This is a genomic window from Haloferax larsenii, assembly GCF_024730625.1.
Lineage (GTDB): Archaea > Halobacteriota > Halobacteria > Halobacteriales > Haloferacaceae > Haloferax > Haloferax larsenii.
Genome location: NZ_CP078063.1, coordinates 1,487,023 through 1,500,452, shown reverse-complemented (window position 1 = coordinate 1,500,452; position 13,430 = coordinate 1,487,023). Strand labels below are relative to the sequence as shown.

Here is a 13,430-nt window from a genome sequence, read left to right as displayed (position 1 = left end):
TCGCTGTGACCGTGCACTCAGGGTGACGCCGCTGTGAACGTGCAGCCAAAAAACCGGCCGTATCGCGCTATACGAGCCCGAGGACGACGGAGCCGACGACCACCGCTCCGAGCATCACACCGAGGCCGAAGCCGATGATTCGCGCCATCGCCCGACGGGCATCGGGTTCTGTCCACCCGGTTTGGGTGTCGAGCGTCTCCTGCATCGACTCGATACCGCGGCCGAGTGCGACCGCACCCGACCACCCGAGCAGGCCGAACCCGAACACGAGCGAGCCGAGCGCGAACGCCGTCTCGACACTCGCAGTCGGGTCCGAGAGCATCGTCGCGGCGACCACCGACACGGCGGTGACGACGACGCCCGCGAAGAGCGCCGTGCCGACCAACCGAAGTCTGACACCCAGTCGTTCACTGAGCGGTGGGCGTTCGTCCGCAGGGTGGTCGGGCGCGGCAGTCATCGATTAATCGACCGCTTCCCGCATCCGCGGGTCCAGTGCGTCGCGCATCCCGTCGCCGAGGAGGTTGAATCCCAGCACGGTGAGTGCGAGGAAGAACCCGGGGAAGAACGACCACCACCAGACACCCGTCAGCAGGCCCTGGCTCACACCGTTCGAGAGCATCAGTCCCCACGAGGGCGTCCCCGCCGCGGCACCGAAGCCGAGGAACGAGAGCGCTGCGAGGTCGATGATGGCGAGCCCGAAGTTGAGCGTACTCTGGACCGTAATGGGTGCCAGACAGTTCGGCAGGACGTGCCGAACGAGCACGCGCGGGTCGGTCGCACCCAGCGCGATGGTCGCGTCGATGTACTCGTTTTCGAGGACGGTCAGTGCCGCCCCGCGAACGACGCGGGCGAACCGCGGCGTGTAGACGAGCGTCAGGGCGGCGACCGCACGCCACAGTCCGAGGTCGTCCGGGAAGATGGCGACGAGCGCGAGCGCCAACAACAGCGACGGGAACGCGAGCAGCACGTCCATCGTCCGCATGATGACGTTGTCCGTCACGTCGCCGTAGTAGGCCGCGATGATGCCGAGACCGACACCGAGGGTGGTCGAGGCCGCGACGGTGACGGTTCCGAACAGCATCGCGTACCACGCGCCGTAGGCGACCCGCGGGAGGAGGCTGCGCGCCTGCCCGTCAGTCCCGAAGAGATATTCGAGACTGGGTGCGGCGCGGTTCGGGTTCGTCCCCAGTTGCGACTGGGTGATGGCGTCCAGCGAGACGAAGAGTCTCGCGTAGATGGCGACGACCACCATCGTCACGATGATGGCGATACCCGCCAACGCCAGGCGGTTCGACAGGAGCTTCGAGACGAACGGCGACGCTGTCACGCGGTCGATAAGGCCGCGTTCTCCAGTCCCCGTCGTCGTCTCGGTCGTGGTTTTCGTTTCGGTGCTCATTGTTCGATCCTCGGGTCAAGGATGGAGTAGGTGATGTCCACACCGAGGTTGACCAGCGTGAACAGGAACGCGAACGTCAGGACCGTCCCCTGAACGATGGGGTAGTCGCCGACCTTGATGGCCTCGACGAGGAGCGTTCCGATGCCACCGATGGCGAACACCGTCTCCGTCAGCACTGCACCGCCGAGCAGGCCACCGAACTGGATGCCGATGACCGTGATGACGGGAATCATTGCGTTGCGGAAGCCGTGTTTCAGGACCGTAATCTTCGCGCCTTGGCCCTTCGCGCGGGCGGTCCGAATGTAGTCTTGGCGGATGACCTCCAGCATCGACGACCGCATCATCCGCGAGATGAGCGCCATCGAGTAGACGCCGATGACCGACGCCGGGAGAATCATGTGCCGGACAGCGGAGACGAACATGTCCCACTCCCCAGCGATGAGGGTATCCACGGTGACGAGGCCCGTCACTCGGATGGCCTCTACGTTGTAGAGGACCGAGATGCGACCACTCGTCGGGAGCACGCCGAGCACCTGCGCGAAAAGCAGGATGAGAAGCGGACCGCTCCAGAAGATGGGCACGCTGATACCGGCGAGCGCGCCGATACGGGTCAAGTGGTCCGTGATGCTGTCTTGCTTGACGGCGCTGAGGATGCCCAGCGGGATACCGAGGAACACGCCGATAAGCTGGCCGTAGATGGCGAGTTCGAGCGTGACCGGCAGCTTGTTCACCAGAACCTCGCGAACGGTCGTGTTCCGCTGGATGATGAACGACTCTCCGAACTGGAACTGGGCGGCGTCGGCGATAAACCGTCCGTACTGCACCCAGATTGGGTCGTTGAGGCCGAGGCTCTCTTCGACCTGCTTGACGAACTCCTCGCTCGCACGCTCGCCCGCGATGGTAAGCGCGGGGTCGCCCGGGGAGAGGTGCAGGATAGAGAAGACGAGCGATGCCACTCCCACCAGCACCGGAACGAGCAACAGCAGCCGCTTGAGTACGAATCGTGACGAAATCATGTGTCGAAAAGTGGTCAGTCCTTAGTTCAGGCTGACCAGGTTGAGGTACGGTCCACTGATGGCCGCGGGCTTGAACCCGCTGACGCGCTTGGAGACGCCGCGGAGCTCCTCAGCGTAGTCGAGGTAGACCCACGGTGCCTCGTCGTGTGCAAGCTGGTTCGCCTCTTTGTACAGCTCTTCGCGCTCGGCGTCGTCGTAGGAACTCTGACCTTGCTCGACGAGGTCCATGTACTCCTTGTTGGCCCAGCCCGAGCGGTTACTGGTGTTGTAGCCCTCGGTGTCGAAGCTGACCCAGTCCTGTCCCTCGGTGAGCTTGTCGTCTTCCACCTGCGGGTGCAGGAGCACGTACATGAAGTTGTCCGGGTCGGCGTTGTCGGTGTACCAACCGAGGAAACAGGCGTCGTGGCGTCCCTGTGCGGTGTATTCGAGGAACGGACCGAACGACTGCTGGTTGATTTCGACGGTGATGCCGACGTCGCCGAGGTTGGACGCGACCGTCTCTGCGGTCTGGATTGGCGACGGGTTGTACCCGCGCGGGTTCTGGAACGTCGCGAGTTCGAACGTGAAGCCGTCACCGTAGCCGGCCTCTTCGAGGAGGCTCTTGGCCTTCTCGGGGTCGTACGGATAGGGGTCGAGGCTGTCGTTGTGACCGAGGACGTTCGGCGGAAGCGGCTGGCTCGCCTGCGTCGCGAAGCCGGAGTAAATCTCGTTGACGATGGCTTCGGTGTTGATGGCGTAGCTCACGGCCTGCCGGACGCGCTTGTCGCGGAACTCCTCGCGGCTGGCCATGTTGAACGCCATGTAGCCGATGTTGATACCCTCGGTACGGGCGAGTTCGGCGTTGCTCGCGTTTTCGATCTGAATCGACGACTGTGCGCCGAGTCCGTCGATGATGTCGAGTTCGCCGCTCGCGAGCGACTGCGCACGCGTGGAGTTCTGGCCGATAGTGACGAAGACGACTTCGTCCACGTCAGGACCGTCGCCCCAGTAGTCGGGGTTGGCTTCCAGACGGATGAGCTCGTTCGCGTCGTCGAGGTTGCTGAGTTGGAACGGCCCCGTGCCGACCGGGTTCTTGTTGAGTTCGGTGCCGTACTCCTCGATGGCGGCCTTGGAGTGAACGGCGGCCGCGAACATCGCCAGATTGCGCAGGAACGGCGCGTACGTCTGGGTCAGCTGAATCGTCATCGAGTAGTCGCCGTCGACCTGAATCTCGTCGATCCACGCACCGAGCGTGAACGGACCGTACGCGGAGACGTAGTCGTCGCCAGCGTAGTGTTCGTAGTCGCTGTCGACGAAGCGGCGGTACGTCGCCACGAAGTCCTGTGCGGTGAACTCCTCACCGTTGTGGAACTTCACGCCCTCACGGAGCTTGATGGAGGCCGTCTTCCCGTCGAGGGAGTACTCCGTCGCAAGCCCTTGGGTCAGCGTGGACTTGCCCGGCTCGAAGTTGATGAGCGTGTCGTACAGTTGCTCTGTGACTTTGGCAACCTCGCCGCTCGTACTGTTCTGGAAGTCGAGCGTGGGCGAGTGACTGCCGCGGCCGTAGCGGAGCACCTTCGGCGACCCACTGTCGTCACCGTCGGAGCCACCTTCTTCTGCGGTGGTGTCCTCGCCACCGCCGCCAGTATTCTCCTCAGTGGTCGTCTCGGTGTCTGAGGTTCCACTACAGCCAGCAAGGGCCGCGGTAGCCGCGGCCGTACCCGCCGCGCTCAGGAAGCGACGCCGGGAGACAGTATTGCCATCCTGTGACATACGAGTAACTATCTACCACACGGTATAAAAATAACGGAGTCGGCCAAGGACGATTGGAAGACAGCATCGGGGTGATACGGAAAATATACGCAACTACCAAAAAATAGGTCGCTGGGGGCTGTCGCCCCGGATTAGTTAGTCGTCGAGAAGGTGGCAGGCAGCGGGATGTTCGTCCGTTCCGAGGGTCGGAGCGTCACGTTCACAGACACTTTCGAACCGCTCCCGAAGCACCTCGCTGGCGGTGTCCCACTCGTCGTCGACGACGTGACCGAGTGCGCGGTCGACGACGGCCTGATTGTCCGGTGACAGCGTGTGAGAGAGGTGTGACTCTCGAAGCTGTTCGACGACAGCGTCGCGGTCTGTGACACCGCCGTCCGCAGAGACCGTGGCAGTCTCTTCCGGTTCGCCGTCTATCGACGCACCGTCTGGTGCGACCGACGTGTCGAGCGTCTCGCGCTCGATACGCTGTCTGAGGTCCATCACCTCGCGGTACGCCTCCTGTTCGATGTCGATGTCTTCTGGCGGGATGACCTGCGGACACCGCGTGCGGAAGTGACAGCCCGACGGTGGGTTGATGGGGCTCGGCACGTCGCCTTCCAGGATGATTCGGTCGCCAGTGTCCGCAGACGGGTCGGGTTCGGGAATCGCCGAAAGGAGCGCCCGCGTGTACGGGTGTCGCGGGTCGTCGAACAGTTCGTCCGTGTCGGCGACTTCGACGATTTCGCCGAGGTACATCACGGCGACCCGGTCGGAGATGTGGCGCACGACAGAGAGGTCGTGGGCGATGAACAGGTACGTCAGCCCGAAGCGCTCTTGGAGGTCTTCGAGCAGGTTGATAATCTGCGCCTGCACAGACACGTCGAGCGCAGAGACGGGTTCGTCCGCGACGATGAAGTCGGGGTCGACAGCCAGTGCACGGGCGATACCGACGCGCTGGCGTTGCCCGCCGGAGAGTTCGTGCGGGTAGCGGTCGTACTGGCCCACTTCGAGACCGACTGCGTCCAGCAGTTGGTGCACACGGCGACGGCGACGCTCCCGGTCGGAGTGCCCCGGCGAGACGGTCACGTCGACGGCCGAGACGGTGTCACCGGTTCGCTCGACTTCGACGTCGAGTCTGAGTCGCTCGTCTACCGAGACGTCGACTTCTCCGTCGGCGACTGTCACCGAGACGTGGGCGGTCGCAACCCCGTTCGACGACCCGACGATGGCGTCGATTTCGTCGTCTGCCGTGACGGTCACACTGCCGGCGTCGATGCCGGAAATCTCGACCTCGGCCTCGCCGCGAACCTCGGGGTCCGAGACGGGGAGGTCGTGAACGTCGAGCGGCTCTCGGATGGTCTGGCCGACGGTCATCCGCGGGTCGAGCGACGACAGCGGGTCTTGGAAAATCATCTGCATGTCGCGGCGCATTCCGCGCAGCCCGTCGCTATCGAGGTCCGAGAGGTCGGTCCCCGAGAAGACAACCCGACCGTCGGTCGGCGGAGTGAGATGGAGCAGCGCACGCCCGGCCGTGGACTTCCCACATCCGGACTCCCCGACGAGTCCGAGTGTCTCGCCTTCGTAGACGGTGAAGTCGATACCGTCGACTGCTTTCACGCTCTCTTTGTTCGACCCGAGGACGCGGTCGAGGACGCCATCGCCCTGCTGGTAGTACTTCTGTAGTCCGTCGACTTCGACGAGCGGTTCGTCGCTCGGGCCGGAGTCGGACCACGCGCCGATGCCGTCGTGTCCGTACTCGCTTTTGTCGAACTCGTCGAGGACACACTTCGAGCGGTGGTCGACTCCCTCGCCGCTGTGTTGTTTGTACGGAATCTCGCCCGCCGTACACTCCTCTTTCGCCCACGGACACCGCGGTGCGAAGTGGCACCCGTCCGGCATATCGATGAGGTCCGGAACGTTGCCGTCGATGGGCGTCAGGCGCTCTTTTTCCTCGTTCGGGAGCGATTCGAGAAGCGCGTAGGTGTAGGGGTGCGACGGGTTGTGGAAAATCTCCTCGACCGGTCCTTCCTCGACGATTTCGCCGGCGTACATGACCGCGACCCGGTCACACGTCTCGGCGACGACGCCGAGGTCGTGGGTAATCATCAAGACCGACATCCCGAGGTCTTCCTGCAGGTCGTCGATGAGGTCGAGAATCTGCGCTTGAATCGTCACGTCGAGCGCCGTCGTCGGCTCGTCGGCGACGAGGATACGCGGTTGACACGCGAGCGCGATGGCGATGAGGACGCGCTGGCGCATCCCGCCGGAGAACTCGTGGGGGTACTCGTCGACGCGCGCACCCGGTTCCGGGATACCGACCGATTCGAGGACCTCGATGGTGCGCTCGACGATTTCGTCGTCGACGTCCCTGCTGATTCGGGGGAGCAGTTCGCGCACTGCGTTGAGCCACGAGTCCTTGCGACGGCCGCCGTACTGGTGGAGACGAAGGCTCTCGGCGACTTGCTCGCCGACCGTCAGCGAGGGGTTCAGCGAGGTCATCGGGTCCTGGAAAATCATCCCGATTTCGCTCCCCCGGATGGTCCGAAGCGCCTCCTCGGGCGCGGAAACGAGGTCGACGATGTCACCATCGACGAATCCAGGGTCGTTGTAGTTCTCCCGGAACTCGTCTGCGAGGTGCGGACTGTTCAGTTCGACGCTCCCCGAGACGATTTCTCCCGGGTCGTCGACGAGACCCATCGTCGAGAGGGCTGTCACGCTCTTTCCGGACCCCGACTCACCGACCAGCCCAACCGTTTCGCCTTCTCGGATGGTAAGGTCGAGTCCATCGACTGCCTTGACGCGACCACGGTCGGTCGAGAACTGAGTTCGGAGGTCCGAAAGAGAGAGCAGACTCGTCATTGACTGTGAATCACCCTCATGCCATCATATAACTTTCCAATCTTTGCCGCGACCACGAATCAGTACTGTTCGAACCTTTCGAACAGGTTAGCTCCGAAAATACGGGACTTCGTCGGGGTCGTCGAGTAGACACCCCGCTATTTCGGCCGATTTTTGGGTATCAGGTGGTACATAAAATCACTATTTGTTACGTGTGCGCGGAAGGACAGAGAAGCGAACGTTTACGTATCGCACCCCGACACCATCCCACATGGAAGAACATCCGCTCTCCGAGTCGTCGAACACGTGGGACACCGTCGTCGAAGAGTGCGAGTCCATCGCCGACGACTATCGAGAGCGCGGCTGGCGCGTCGTCGTCGCCACTCCCGGTGACGTAGTCCCCGTTCCACAACCCGGCGATTCGACCGTCGACCACGTCGGTCTCGACATCGTCGTCGGCGACGACGTGTACGCCGAACTCGAATCGGCCGTCGAAGGGGCATCGTTCGACGAGTACGAGGCATTCCGGGCTGTCACGGGCGGCCTCGTCTACCTCACGCTCGTCGTCCGCGCGACTGACGACGAAGTCGCAGTCTGTCTTCCGGTGTACTACCGCCTCGCCGAGACCGAGCGCATGTTCTCGCTCGTCGACGACGGTGAGACGATGAAGACGAAGGTCCACCCACTCGACCCCGAACAGGGCGTGGAATTCGTCCACGACGACCCCGAACCACTCCTGCCGCCGGACCGAGAGGCTGAGTGACCACTGTCCGATGTCTGTGTCGAGGACGAAGTGACTGCTTAGGACTGCGATTCGTCCGACGCTGTGGAATCGTCGTTGTCGTCGGACGTGTCCGACTCCATCGACCTCTCTGATTCCGCCAGCGCCGCCGATTCCTCGCCACCCTCGTCTGGCGCTTCCTCACGCTCCTCTGCCCGACGTTCTTCAGCCCGCAGTTCAGCCCTCGTGTAGGCGTCGTATATCGCAAAGAGCCACACCACGGGTACCAGCAGAAATCCCACGAAGGCGAGCGTGGAGAACGTTGCAATGATAATCCCGACGGCGAACGCGAGCGCCCGTTCGAGTTCACGGTTGTACAGTTGGCCGAGACCGGGGAAGATTGCGGAAAGCAGCCCAGCGACGAAGGGGTTCCCGCCCTCCAAGAGGTCATCGAGCGCCGAGTCGGCAGTCGATTTTGGTGGGTCGCGCTGGCGGACGCCGCACGACGGGCAAATCTCGGCGCGTTCGTCGATAATCGCACCGCAGTCACGACAGAACACGTCGTTCGGGCCGCGCTTGCGGTCCGATGGTGTCGAGGAAGGCGTAGACATACATCGGCTACGGGATGACTACGTGTAAACGTGCTGTTAAAGAAAGGGAGCCCGAGAGCGTGTTGGGGTTCTACTCCTGCGGAGACGACCCCTTGCCGTTAGGGAGGGCAGCGTCGAATCCCTGTCCGGCCTCAGAGGCCGTGTCGGAGTCAGCGTCGGGGGCGACCGCAGACGCTGAGGACCCACGTTCGCCCTCGATAGTGGATGCACCGACGTTGCCGGTCGTCTCGGACGCGACCGTGCGGTCGTCGTCGAGCACGGTATCATCGACGTCGAACTCATCGACGAGGTCACGCAGCGACTCCGCGAACTGAGAGACTTCTTCGACGTTTCGGCGCACTTCGTTGATAGCCGCAGACTGTTCTTCGGCCGCCGCCGACACCGTCGCCGTCTGTGACGTCGTCTCCTCGCTCACACTGGAGACCTCGTCCACCATGGACACGACCTCTTCCGTGGTGACTGCTTGGTCCTCCGTCGCCTCCGAAATCTCTTCGACACCGTGTTCGGCCTCCGTGACGGCCTCGGCGATGTCGTCGAACATCTCGATAGCGCTCTCGATAGTTTCGGCACCGCGTTCGACGTTTGCCTGCATCTCCTGCATGTCGTCGACCGTCTCGTCGGTCTGTTCGTGAATCGACTCGATGCGTTCTTCGACCTCGTCGGTCGCCGACCCGACCTCGTTTGCGAGCGACTTGATTTCGTTCGCGACGACGGCGAACCCTTCGCCCGCCTCACCAGCGCGTGCGGCTTCGATAGACGCGTTGAGTGCCAGCAGGTTCGTCTGCTCGGCGATGCCGTGGATGAGTTGGACGATGTCGTTAATCTCGTCTATCTGCGCCCTGAGGTCTTCGACCTGGTCGACCGCCGCACCTGCCTCGGACTCGATTGCAGCGATTTCGCGCGTCGCACCGGCGGCGTTTTCGCGGCCGCGACCCGCGAGTTCGGTGGCGGCGCTGGCAGTCTCGACGACACCGTCGGCGGACGCCGCAACTTCTTCAATCGTCGCCGAGAGGTCGTTCATCTCACCTGCAGCCGTCTGTAGTTGCTGTGCCTGTTGCTCTGCACCGTGGGCAATCTCTTCGACTGACTGTGCGGTCTCTTGGCTCGCAGCTTCGATTTCTTCTGTGCTGGCGACCGTCTGGTGAGTCACGGAAGTAAACCGGTCTGCGACGGCTTGCACTTCGACGAACCCGGCTTCCAGCTTCTCGACTCCGTCTGCGATGTCCGTCATAATCGCACCAAACTCCCCGGGGAGGTCGGTTCGGACGGTCTGGTTCAGCGTTCCGTCACCGAGGTTCTTGCCGACCGCACGGAGTTCGGCGACCTGCTGTTGGAGGTTCGATTGCATGTCGTCGAACGCCTCGACGAGGTCGCCGATTTCGTCGTCCGACGCCTCGATTTCGGTGTCGTCGTCGAACTGTCCCTGGGCGAGCAACCGCGCTCTGTCTCTGAGCTGTTCAATCGGCTCGGAGAAGTGTTTCGAGGCAGTGTAGCCAGTCCCACTCGCGACGATGACGACACCACCGATGAGCAACAACAGGATGTTCCGAGCCGATGCAGTCTGGCTGTCGACCTGCTGGCCGAGCGTCTCACTCGGTCCCGTCACGTCCGATTCGGGAACCGTCGCCATCAATTCGTACTGCTTGTCACCGAAGGACAACGGCGCGTACCCGACGTAGTAGCGTTGCTCCACGCCGTCTTCGCCGGTCACTGAGTGTGTCGTCAGCCCTCTCTCACCGGCGAGGATGTACTCTTGCCCCGAGATGCTCTCTTGGGCAGTAGCCACGGTCTCGTGGGTAGTGGTGAGTACGGTTCCATCACTGTTGACGATGCTGAGGCGGCCAGTCTCACCGACTGTGACGTCGGTCACGAGGGCGTCGAGCAGGCCGTAATCGAATCGGAGCGCGATAGTCCCCGCGAACTGGCCATCGTGGTACACTGGGGTCGCGACGTATCCTCTCTTCTCTCCGTCGCGCATTCGAACCGGGCCGACGTGGACCGCACTCGAATCGAGTGACTTCGTCGCATTGAACCACTCAGCGTTCGCGTACGTCACACCAGTCGTCGATTCGGCACTGACGTCGTCGCCGGTGCGGGTCGCTTCGACGACACCCTCACCGGTTTCGTCGGTGAGGATTATCTTGTCGAACACGGGGTGTTTCTCACCGTTGACGTCGACTGTTCGAGACTGGAGATACGTCCGGAAGGAGTCGGAGATACCGCGCTCTGCGTCCTCGACTGCCGTCGTCTGGAGTTCGTAGTAGTAGACGCTCGGTGCGAGCACCCAGTCGAAGTCCTCGTAGTACGTGTAGGCGATGAACTTCTCTTCGACCGGGTTCCCGTCCTGCGTGGTGTCTTCCCAATCGTACTCGGCGATACCCCACGTGTCGCCACGTCTGATTGCGGGCGTCTCGTCGATTTCCGAGTGGACGCCTTCGAACACCATCAGATTCGCGTCGTCTTCGAGGTCGAAGCCGTCTTCGATGCCGTGGTGGACGACGACCTTCGATTCCCCGTCGATAATGTACGCGTAGCCGCTGTTACCGATGTACCCGGGTTGGAACATGCTGTAGACGGTTCCACCGGGTCGCGTCATGTCACCACTCGTTCCAGCGAGCGTCTCTTCGACCTGTGTCTTCACTTGGCGCTGTTGTTCCGGCGTGAGTTCTTCCCAACTTTTCCCGTCGTACTCTTCTTCGAGAATCGCTCGCTTCGTGCTCTCGATGGTCCCGTGAAGCTGAAGCGCCATGTACCCGAGTTGCTTCTGGTTTTGCTCTTGGATGAGCTTCATCTCCCCAGCACTCGCCGCCTGATAGTTCTCGACAGGAGACGAGCGTGCTAATGAGCGAGCATCTACCTCGCGCGAGTCGAGGACGTTCTGTATCTGTTCTTGCCTCGCATCGACACTGTTGTTCAACTCACCCGTTATCTGTGCCTCCAGATGGGACGCACTCTGGTCTTGTGCAAACGACCCAACTTGGTTCATGTTGTATACCCCTGCAACCCCGATTATCGTCACTGGAATAAGCGAGAGTGCGAGACACAGCGCGATGAGTTTCGTTCGAATATTCATCGGTGGTTACACCAACCCACATCTCGAACGTTCCATGCTCAGCCCGCAATAATTGCGGTTTAGACTGTCCAACCCCATATGGCAGGACTCTAAAAATGTGCTATTAAACTGCTCGCCCTAATTCCACGTATTGATACCCACAATGTCACTCGGTAGCAACATCCACATATGAGGTCGAACATATTCGGTATTGGGCGAGTGTTTCAATTCAAATGGCTTTCATGTGTGGTGACACCAGACACCAAACTACTGGTGAGACCCTCACGCTCGACGGGGCGCGGACGGTCAACAACAGAATATGAACGGATAGACGAGCGCGACTCGGTCACCGTCTTCGAGGTGTGTGTCGAGGCCATCGAGCAGTTCGTTGAACCGACCGTTGACGAGAACTCTCGCGTACGCGCGGGTCTGTTCGCCCTCGGGGTTCTTTCGCCACGTTCCGGGAAGACTGTCGGCGGACACCCATCCGGGAGTCGTCGCCTCCGATTCTCGCTGTGCCATCACGAGGTCGCGCACGTCGTACTCGTCGAAGAACGCATCGAGAAATTGCCGAAGCGTCTCTCCGCGGAAGGTGAATTCGAGTTGGTGGGTCCCAATTTCTGACCGGACGTGACCGGTGCAGCCGACCTCGACAGTCGTCTGAGGGAGGCCTTGGCTCGACTCTCCAGTCGCGTCGGACACGTTCGTCGTCATACACGCGAGTACGACGCGCCAGCGGATGAGCACCCTCCCGAACACGTTCGAGGCGGTCGACGAGGACGTCGAGCGTATTCGAGAGCGTCCGTGGGAGTCGCCGCCAACTTCGAGCGTGTTCGAGAGCGTCCGTGAGAGTCAGTCAGGGAAGTGATACTGTTCTGATAACCCCCGCCTACTCACTCGAAGTAGGCCGGTAACTTAGCGAAGGAAGCTGGTAACGCTGCGAAGTAGGCTGCTAATTCCGTGCAACACAGCGGAATTCACCCGCGCAAAGACGTCAGACCACCTGAGACGAGAGCGTGGAAACGGCCCCATTTCAGGGTTTCATTAGGGTGTCAAAACACGCCGCGGGCTATCGAAATAGCTGCGGCGAGCAGCGACCGCTTGGGGAACTCACGCAGTGAGAAGGGCACCTCATAACTAATTCTTGTCAATTTAATTGTCATATTGCAATGAAAATTGTCCCAAAACAGCTATACGCAGCAGTCGTGCACAGTTCGGTGTTCCTCGGTGTTGCCACCATCGGAGAGATTTATGTCGCGTCGTCGCTCGCGGGAATCGAACCAAACGCGGCGCTCCTCGTTGGATTCCTCATCACCGTCGGCATCTACAATTTCGACAAGCTCGCCGACCTCGACGCCGACGAAGCGAACTACGCCGGTCGAACCGCCTTCGTCGCAGCGCACCCGAAACTGTACGCCGGGTTCTCGGCGCTCGCAATCATCGGCGCGCTCGGACTCTCTATCTCTCGCGGCGGCCTCTACGGACTCGGGTTGACGCTCTTTCCGGGGGTCGTCGCCGTCTTCTACAGTTTCCCCTTGCTTCCCATTCCGTCTGCGGACCGACTGAAAGATATCTTCCTCGTCAACACGGCGGTCGTCGCCCTCGCGTGGGCCGTTCTCGTCGCGTTCGTCCCGCTCGCGGTCGTCGCAGGCCAATCACAGTACGTCGCCGGGGCAGTCGTCGCCGCAGTGTGGTTCTTCATTCGCTCTGCGATTTCGGTCGAAGTCCACAACGTCAGGGACGTGGCAGGTGACAAAGAAAACGGCGTCGCGACCCTCCCGACTGTCGTCGGTGTTCGTCGGACGCAACTGATTCTCTACGCGATGGAACTCCTCTCGCTGGGACTGCTCGTCGGTGCGGCGTGGCTCGAATACGTCCCCATCTGGGCACCGATTGCGCTCCTCCCTGCAATCGTGTACTCCGTGTGGATTACGTACGCGCTCACCGGAACGAACCGGTCGGTAGAACGGCTGTGTACCCTCAGAGACGGTGAGGGGGTACTGATGGTCCTCGGTGTTGTCGTCGCACTGTCCGGCGTCGTCCCGGTTCCTGTATAAAGTTCCAC

11 protein-coding genes are annotated in these 13,430 nt (G+C 61.7%); 3 read left to right on the top strand and 8 right to left on the bottom strand.

What is annotated here, in order from left to right:
• Window positions 1–67: 67 nt before the first annotated feature.
• The 5 genes from KU306_RS07775 to KU306_RS07755 all read right to left on the bottom strand — a co-directional run bounded on the left by KU306_RS07775 (window position 68) and on the right by KU306_RS07755 (window position 7,002).
• Window positions 68–457 carry a DUF7268 family protein gene (locus tag KU306_RS07775; RefSeq protein ID WP_258303355.1) on the bottom strand — a complete coding sequence of 130 codons (390 nt, stop codon included), beginning with the start codon at window positions 455–457 and terminating at the stop codon, window positions 68–70.
• A 3-nt stretch (window positions 458–460) separates the two neighbouring features.
• Window positions 461–1,396, bottom strand: a complete 936-nt coding sequence (locus tag KU306_RS07770) for an ABC transporter permease (protein WP_007544989.1) — start codon at window positions 1,394–1,396, stop codon at window positions 461–463.
• Entirely contained in the window at window positions 1,393–2,412 is a 1,020-nt protein-coding gene (locus tag KU306_RS07765; protein ID WP_007544988.1) for an ABC transporter permease, read from the bottom strand. Before KU306_RS07765 ends, KU306_RS07770 begins: the two co-directional genes overlap by 4 nt.
• A 21-nt stretch (window positions 2,413–2,433) precedes the next feature.
• Window positions 2,434–4,164 carry an ABC transporter substrate-binding protein gene (locus tag KU306_RS07760; RefSeq protein ID WP_258303354.1) on the bottom strand — a complete coding sequence of 577 codons (1,731 nt, stop codon included), beginning with the start codon at window positions 4,162–4,164 and terminating at the stop codon, window positions 2,434–2,436.
• Window positions 4,165–4,299: 135 nt separating this feature from the next.
• A complete protein-coding gene (locus KU306_RS07755; protein WP_258303353.1) occupies window positions 4,300–7,002 on the bottom strand; it encodes an ABC transporter ATP-binding protein in 2,703 nt (900 codons plus the stop codon).
• A 250-nt stretch (window positions 7,003–7,252) separates the two neighbouring features.
• On the opposite strand from KU306_RS07755, the gene KU306_RS07750 reads away from it, so the two are divergent.
• Window positions 7,253–7,744, top strand: a complete 492-nt coding sequence (locus KU306_RS07750) for a DUF7529 family protein (protein ID WP_007544983.1) — start codon at window positions 7,253–7,255, stop codon at window positions 7,742–7,744.
• A 38-nt stretch (window positions 7,745–7,782) separates the two neighbouring features.
• Here the strand turns inward: KU306_RS07750 and KU306_RS07745 are convergent, their stop codons facing one another.
• The 3 genes from KU306_RS07745 to KU306_RS07735 all read right to left on the bottom strand — a co-directional run bounded on the left by KU306_RS07745 (window position 7,783) and on the right by KU306_RS07735 (window position 12,079).
• Window positions 7,783–8,313 (bottom strand): zinc ribbon domain-containing protein, encoded by a 531-nt coding sequence (locus KU306_RS07745; protein WP_258303352.1) that lies wholly within the window; start codon window positions 8,311–8,313, stop codon window positions 7,783–7,785.
• A gap of 70 nt (window positions 8,314–8,383) precedes the next feature.
• The gene (locus tag KU306_RS07740; protein ID WP_258303351.1) at window positions 8,384–11,386 is read right to left on the bottom strand and encodes a methyl-accepting chemotaxis protein; all 3,003 of its coding nucleotides are present in this window, start codon (window positions 11,384–11,386) and stop codon (window positions 8,384–8,386) included.
• Between the two features lie 285 nt (window positions 11,387–11,671).
• Entirely contained in the window at window positions 11,672–12,079 is a 408-nt protein-coding gene (locus KU306_RS07735; protein ID WP_258303350.1) for a MoaD/ThiS family protein, read from the bottom strand.
• Window positions 12,080–12,104: 25 nt separating this feature from the next.
• On the opposite strand from KU306_RS07735, the gene KU306_RS07730 reads away from it, so the two are divergent.
• Together KU306_RS07730 and KU306_RS07725 are read left to right on the top strand one after the other, a co-directional pair.
• The gene (locus KU306_RS07730; RefSeq protein WP_258303349.1) at window positions 12,105–12,233 is read left to right on the top strand and encodes a hypothetical protein; all 129 of its coding nucleotides are present in this window, start codon (window positions 12,105–12,107) and stop codon (window positions 12,231–12,233) included.
• 301 nt (window positions 12,234–12,534) lie between these two features.
• Window positions 12,535–13,422 (top strand): UbiA family prenyltransferase, encoded by an 888-nt coding sequence (locus KU306_RS07725; RefSeq protein WP_193788137.1) that lies wholly within the window; start codon window positions 12,535–12,537, stop codon window positions 13,420–13,422.
• Window positions 13,423–13,430 lie beyond the last annotated feature (8 nt).

Bases quoted from the DNA above. Each gene is read 5' to 3' on its own strand.
- KU306_RS07775 (WP_258303355.1), bottom strand. From the start codon at position 457: ATGACTGCCGCGCCCGACCACCCTGCGGACGAACGCCCACCGCTCAGT.
- KU306_RS07770 (WP_007544989.1), bottom strand. From the start codon at position 1,396: ATGAGCACCGAAACGAAAACCACGACCGAGACGACGACGGGGACTGGA.
- KU306_RS07765 (WP_007544988.1), bottom strand. From the start codon at position 2,412: ATGATTTCGTCACGATTCGTACTCAAGCGGCTGCTGTTGCTCGTTCCG.
- KU306_RS07760 (WP_258303354.1), bottom strand. From the start codon at position 4,164: ATGTCACAGGATGGCAATACTGTCTCCCGGCGTCGCTTCCTGAGCGCG.
- KU306_RS07755 (WP_258303353.1), bottom strand. From the start codon at position 7,002: ATGACGAGTCTGCTCTCTCTTTCGGACCTCCGAACTCAGTTCTCGACC.
- KU306_RS07750 (WP_007544983.1), top strand. From the start codon at position 7,253: ATGGAAGAACATCCGCTCTCCGAGTCGTCGAACACGTGGGACACCGTC.
- KU306_RS07745 (WP_258303352.1), bottom strand. From the start codon at position 8,313: ATGTCTACGCCTTCCTCGACACCATCGGACCGCAAGCGCGGCCCGAAC.
- KU306_RS07740 (WP_258303351.1), bottom strand. From the start codon at position 11,386: ATGAATATTCGAACGAAACTCATCGCGCTGTGTCTCGCACTCTCGCTT.
- KU306_RS07735 (WP_258303350.1), bottom strand. From the start codon at position 12,079: ATGACGACGAACGTGTCCGACGCGACTGGAGAGTCGAGCCAAGGCCTC.
- KU306_RS07730 (WP_258303349.1), top strand. From the start codon at position 12,105: ATGAGCACCCTCCCGAACACGTTCGAGGCGGTCGACGAGGACGTCGAG.
- KU306_RS07725 (WP_193788137.1), top strand. From the start codon at position 12,535: ATGAAAATTGTCCCAAAACAGCTATACGCAGCAGTCGTGCACAGTTCG.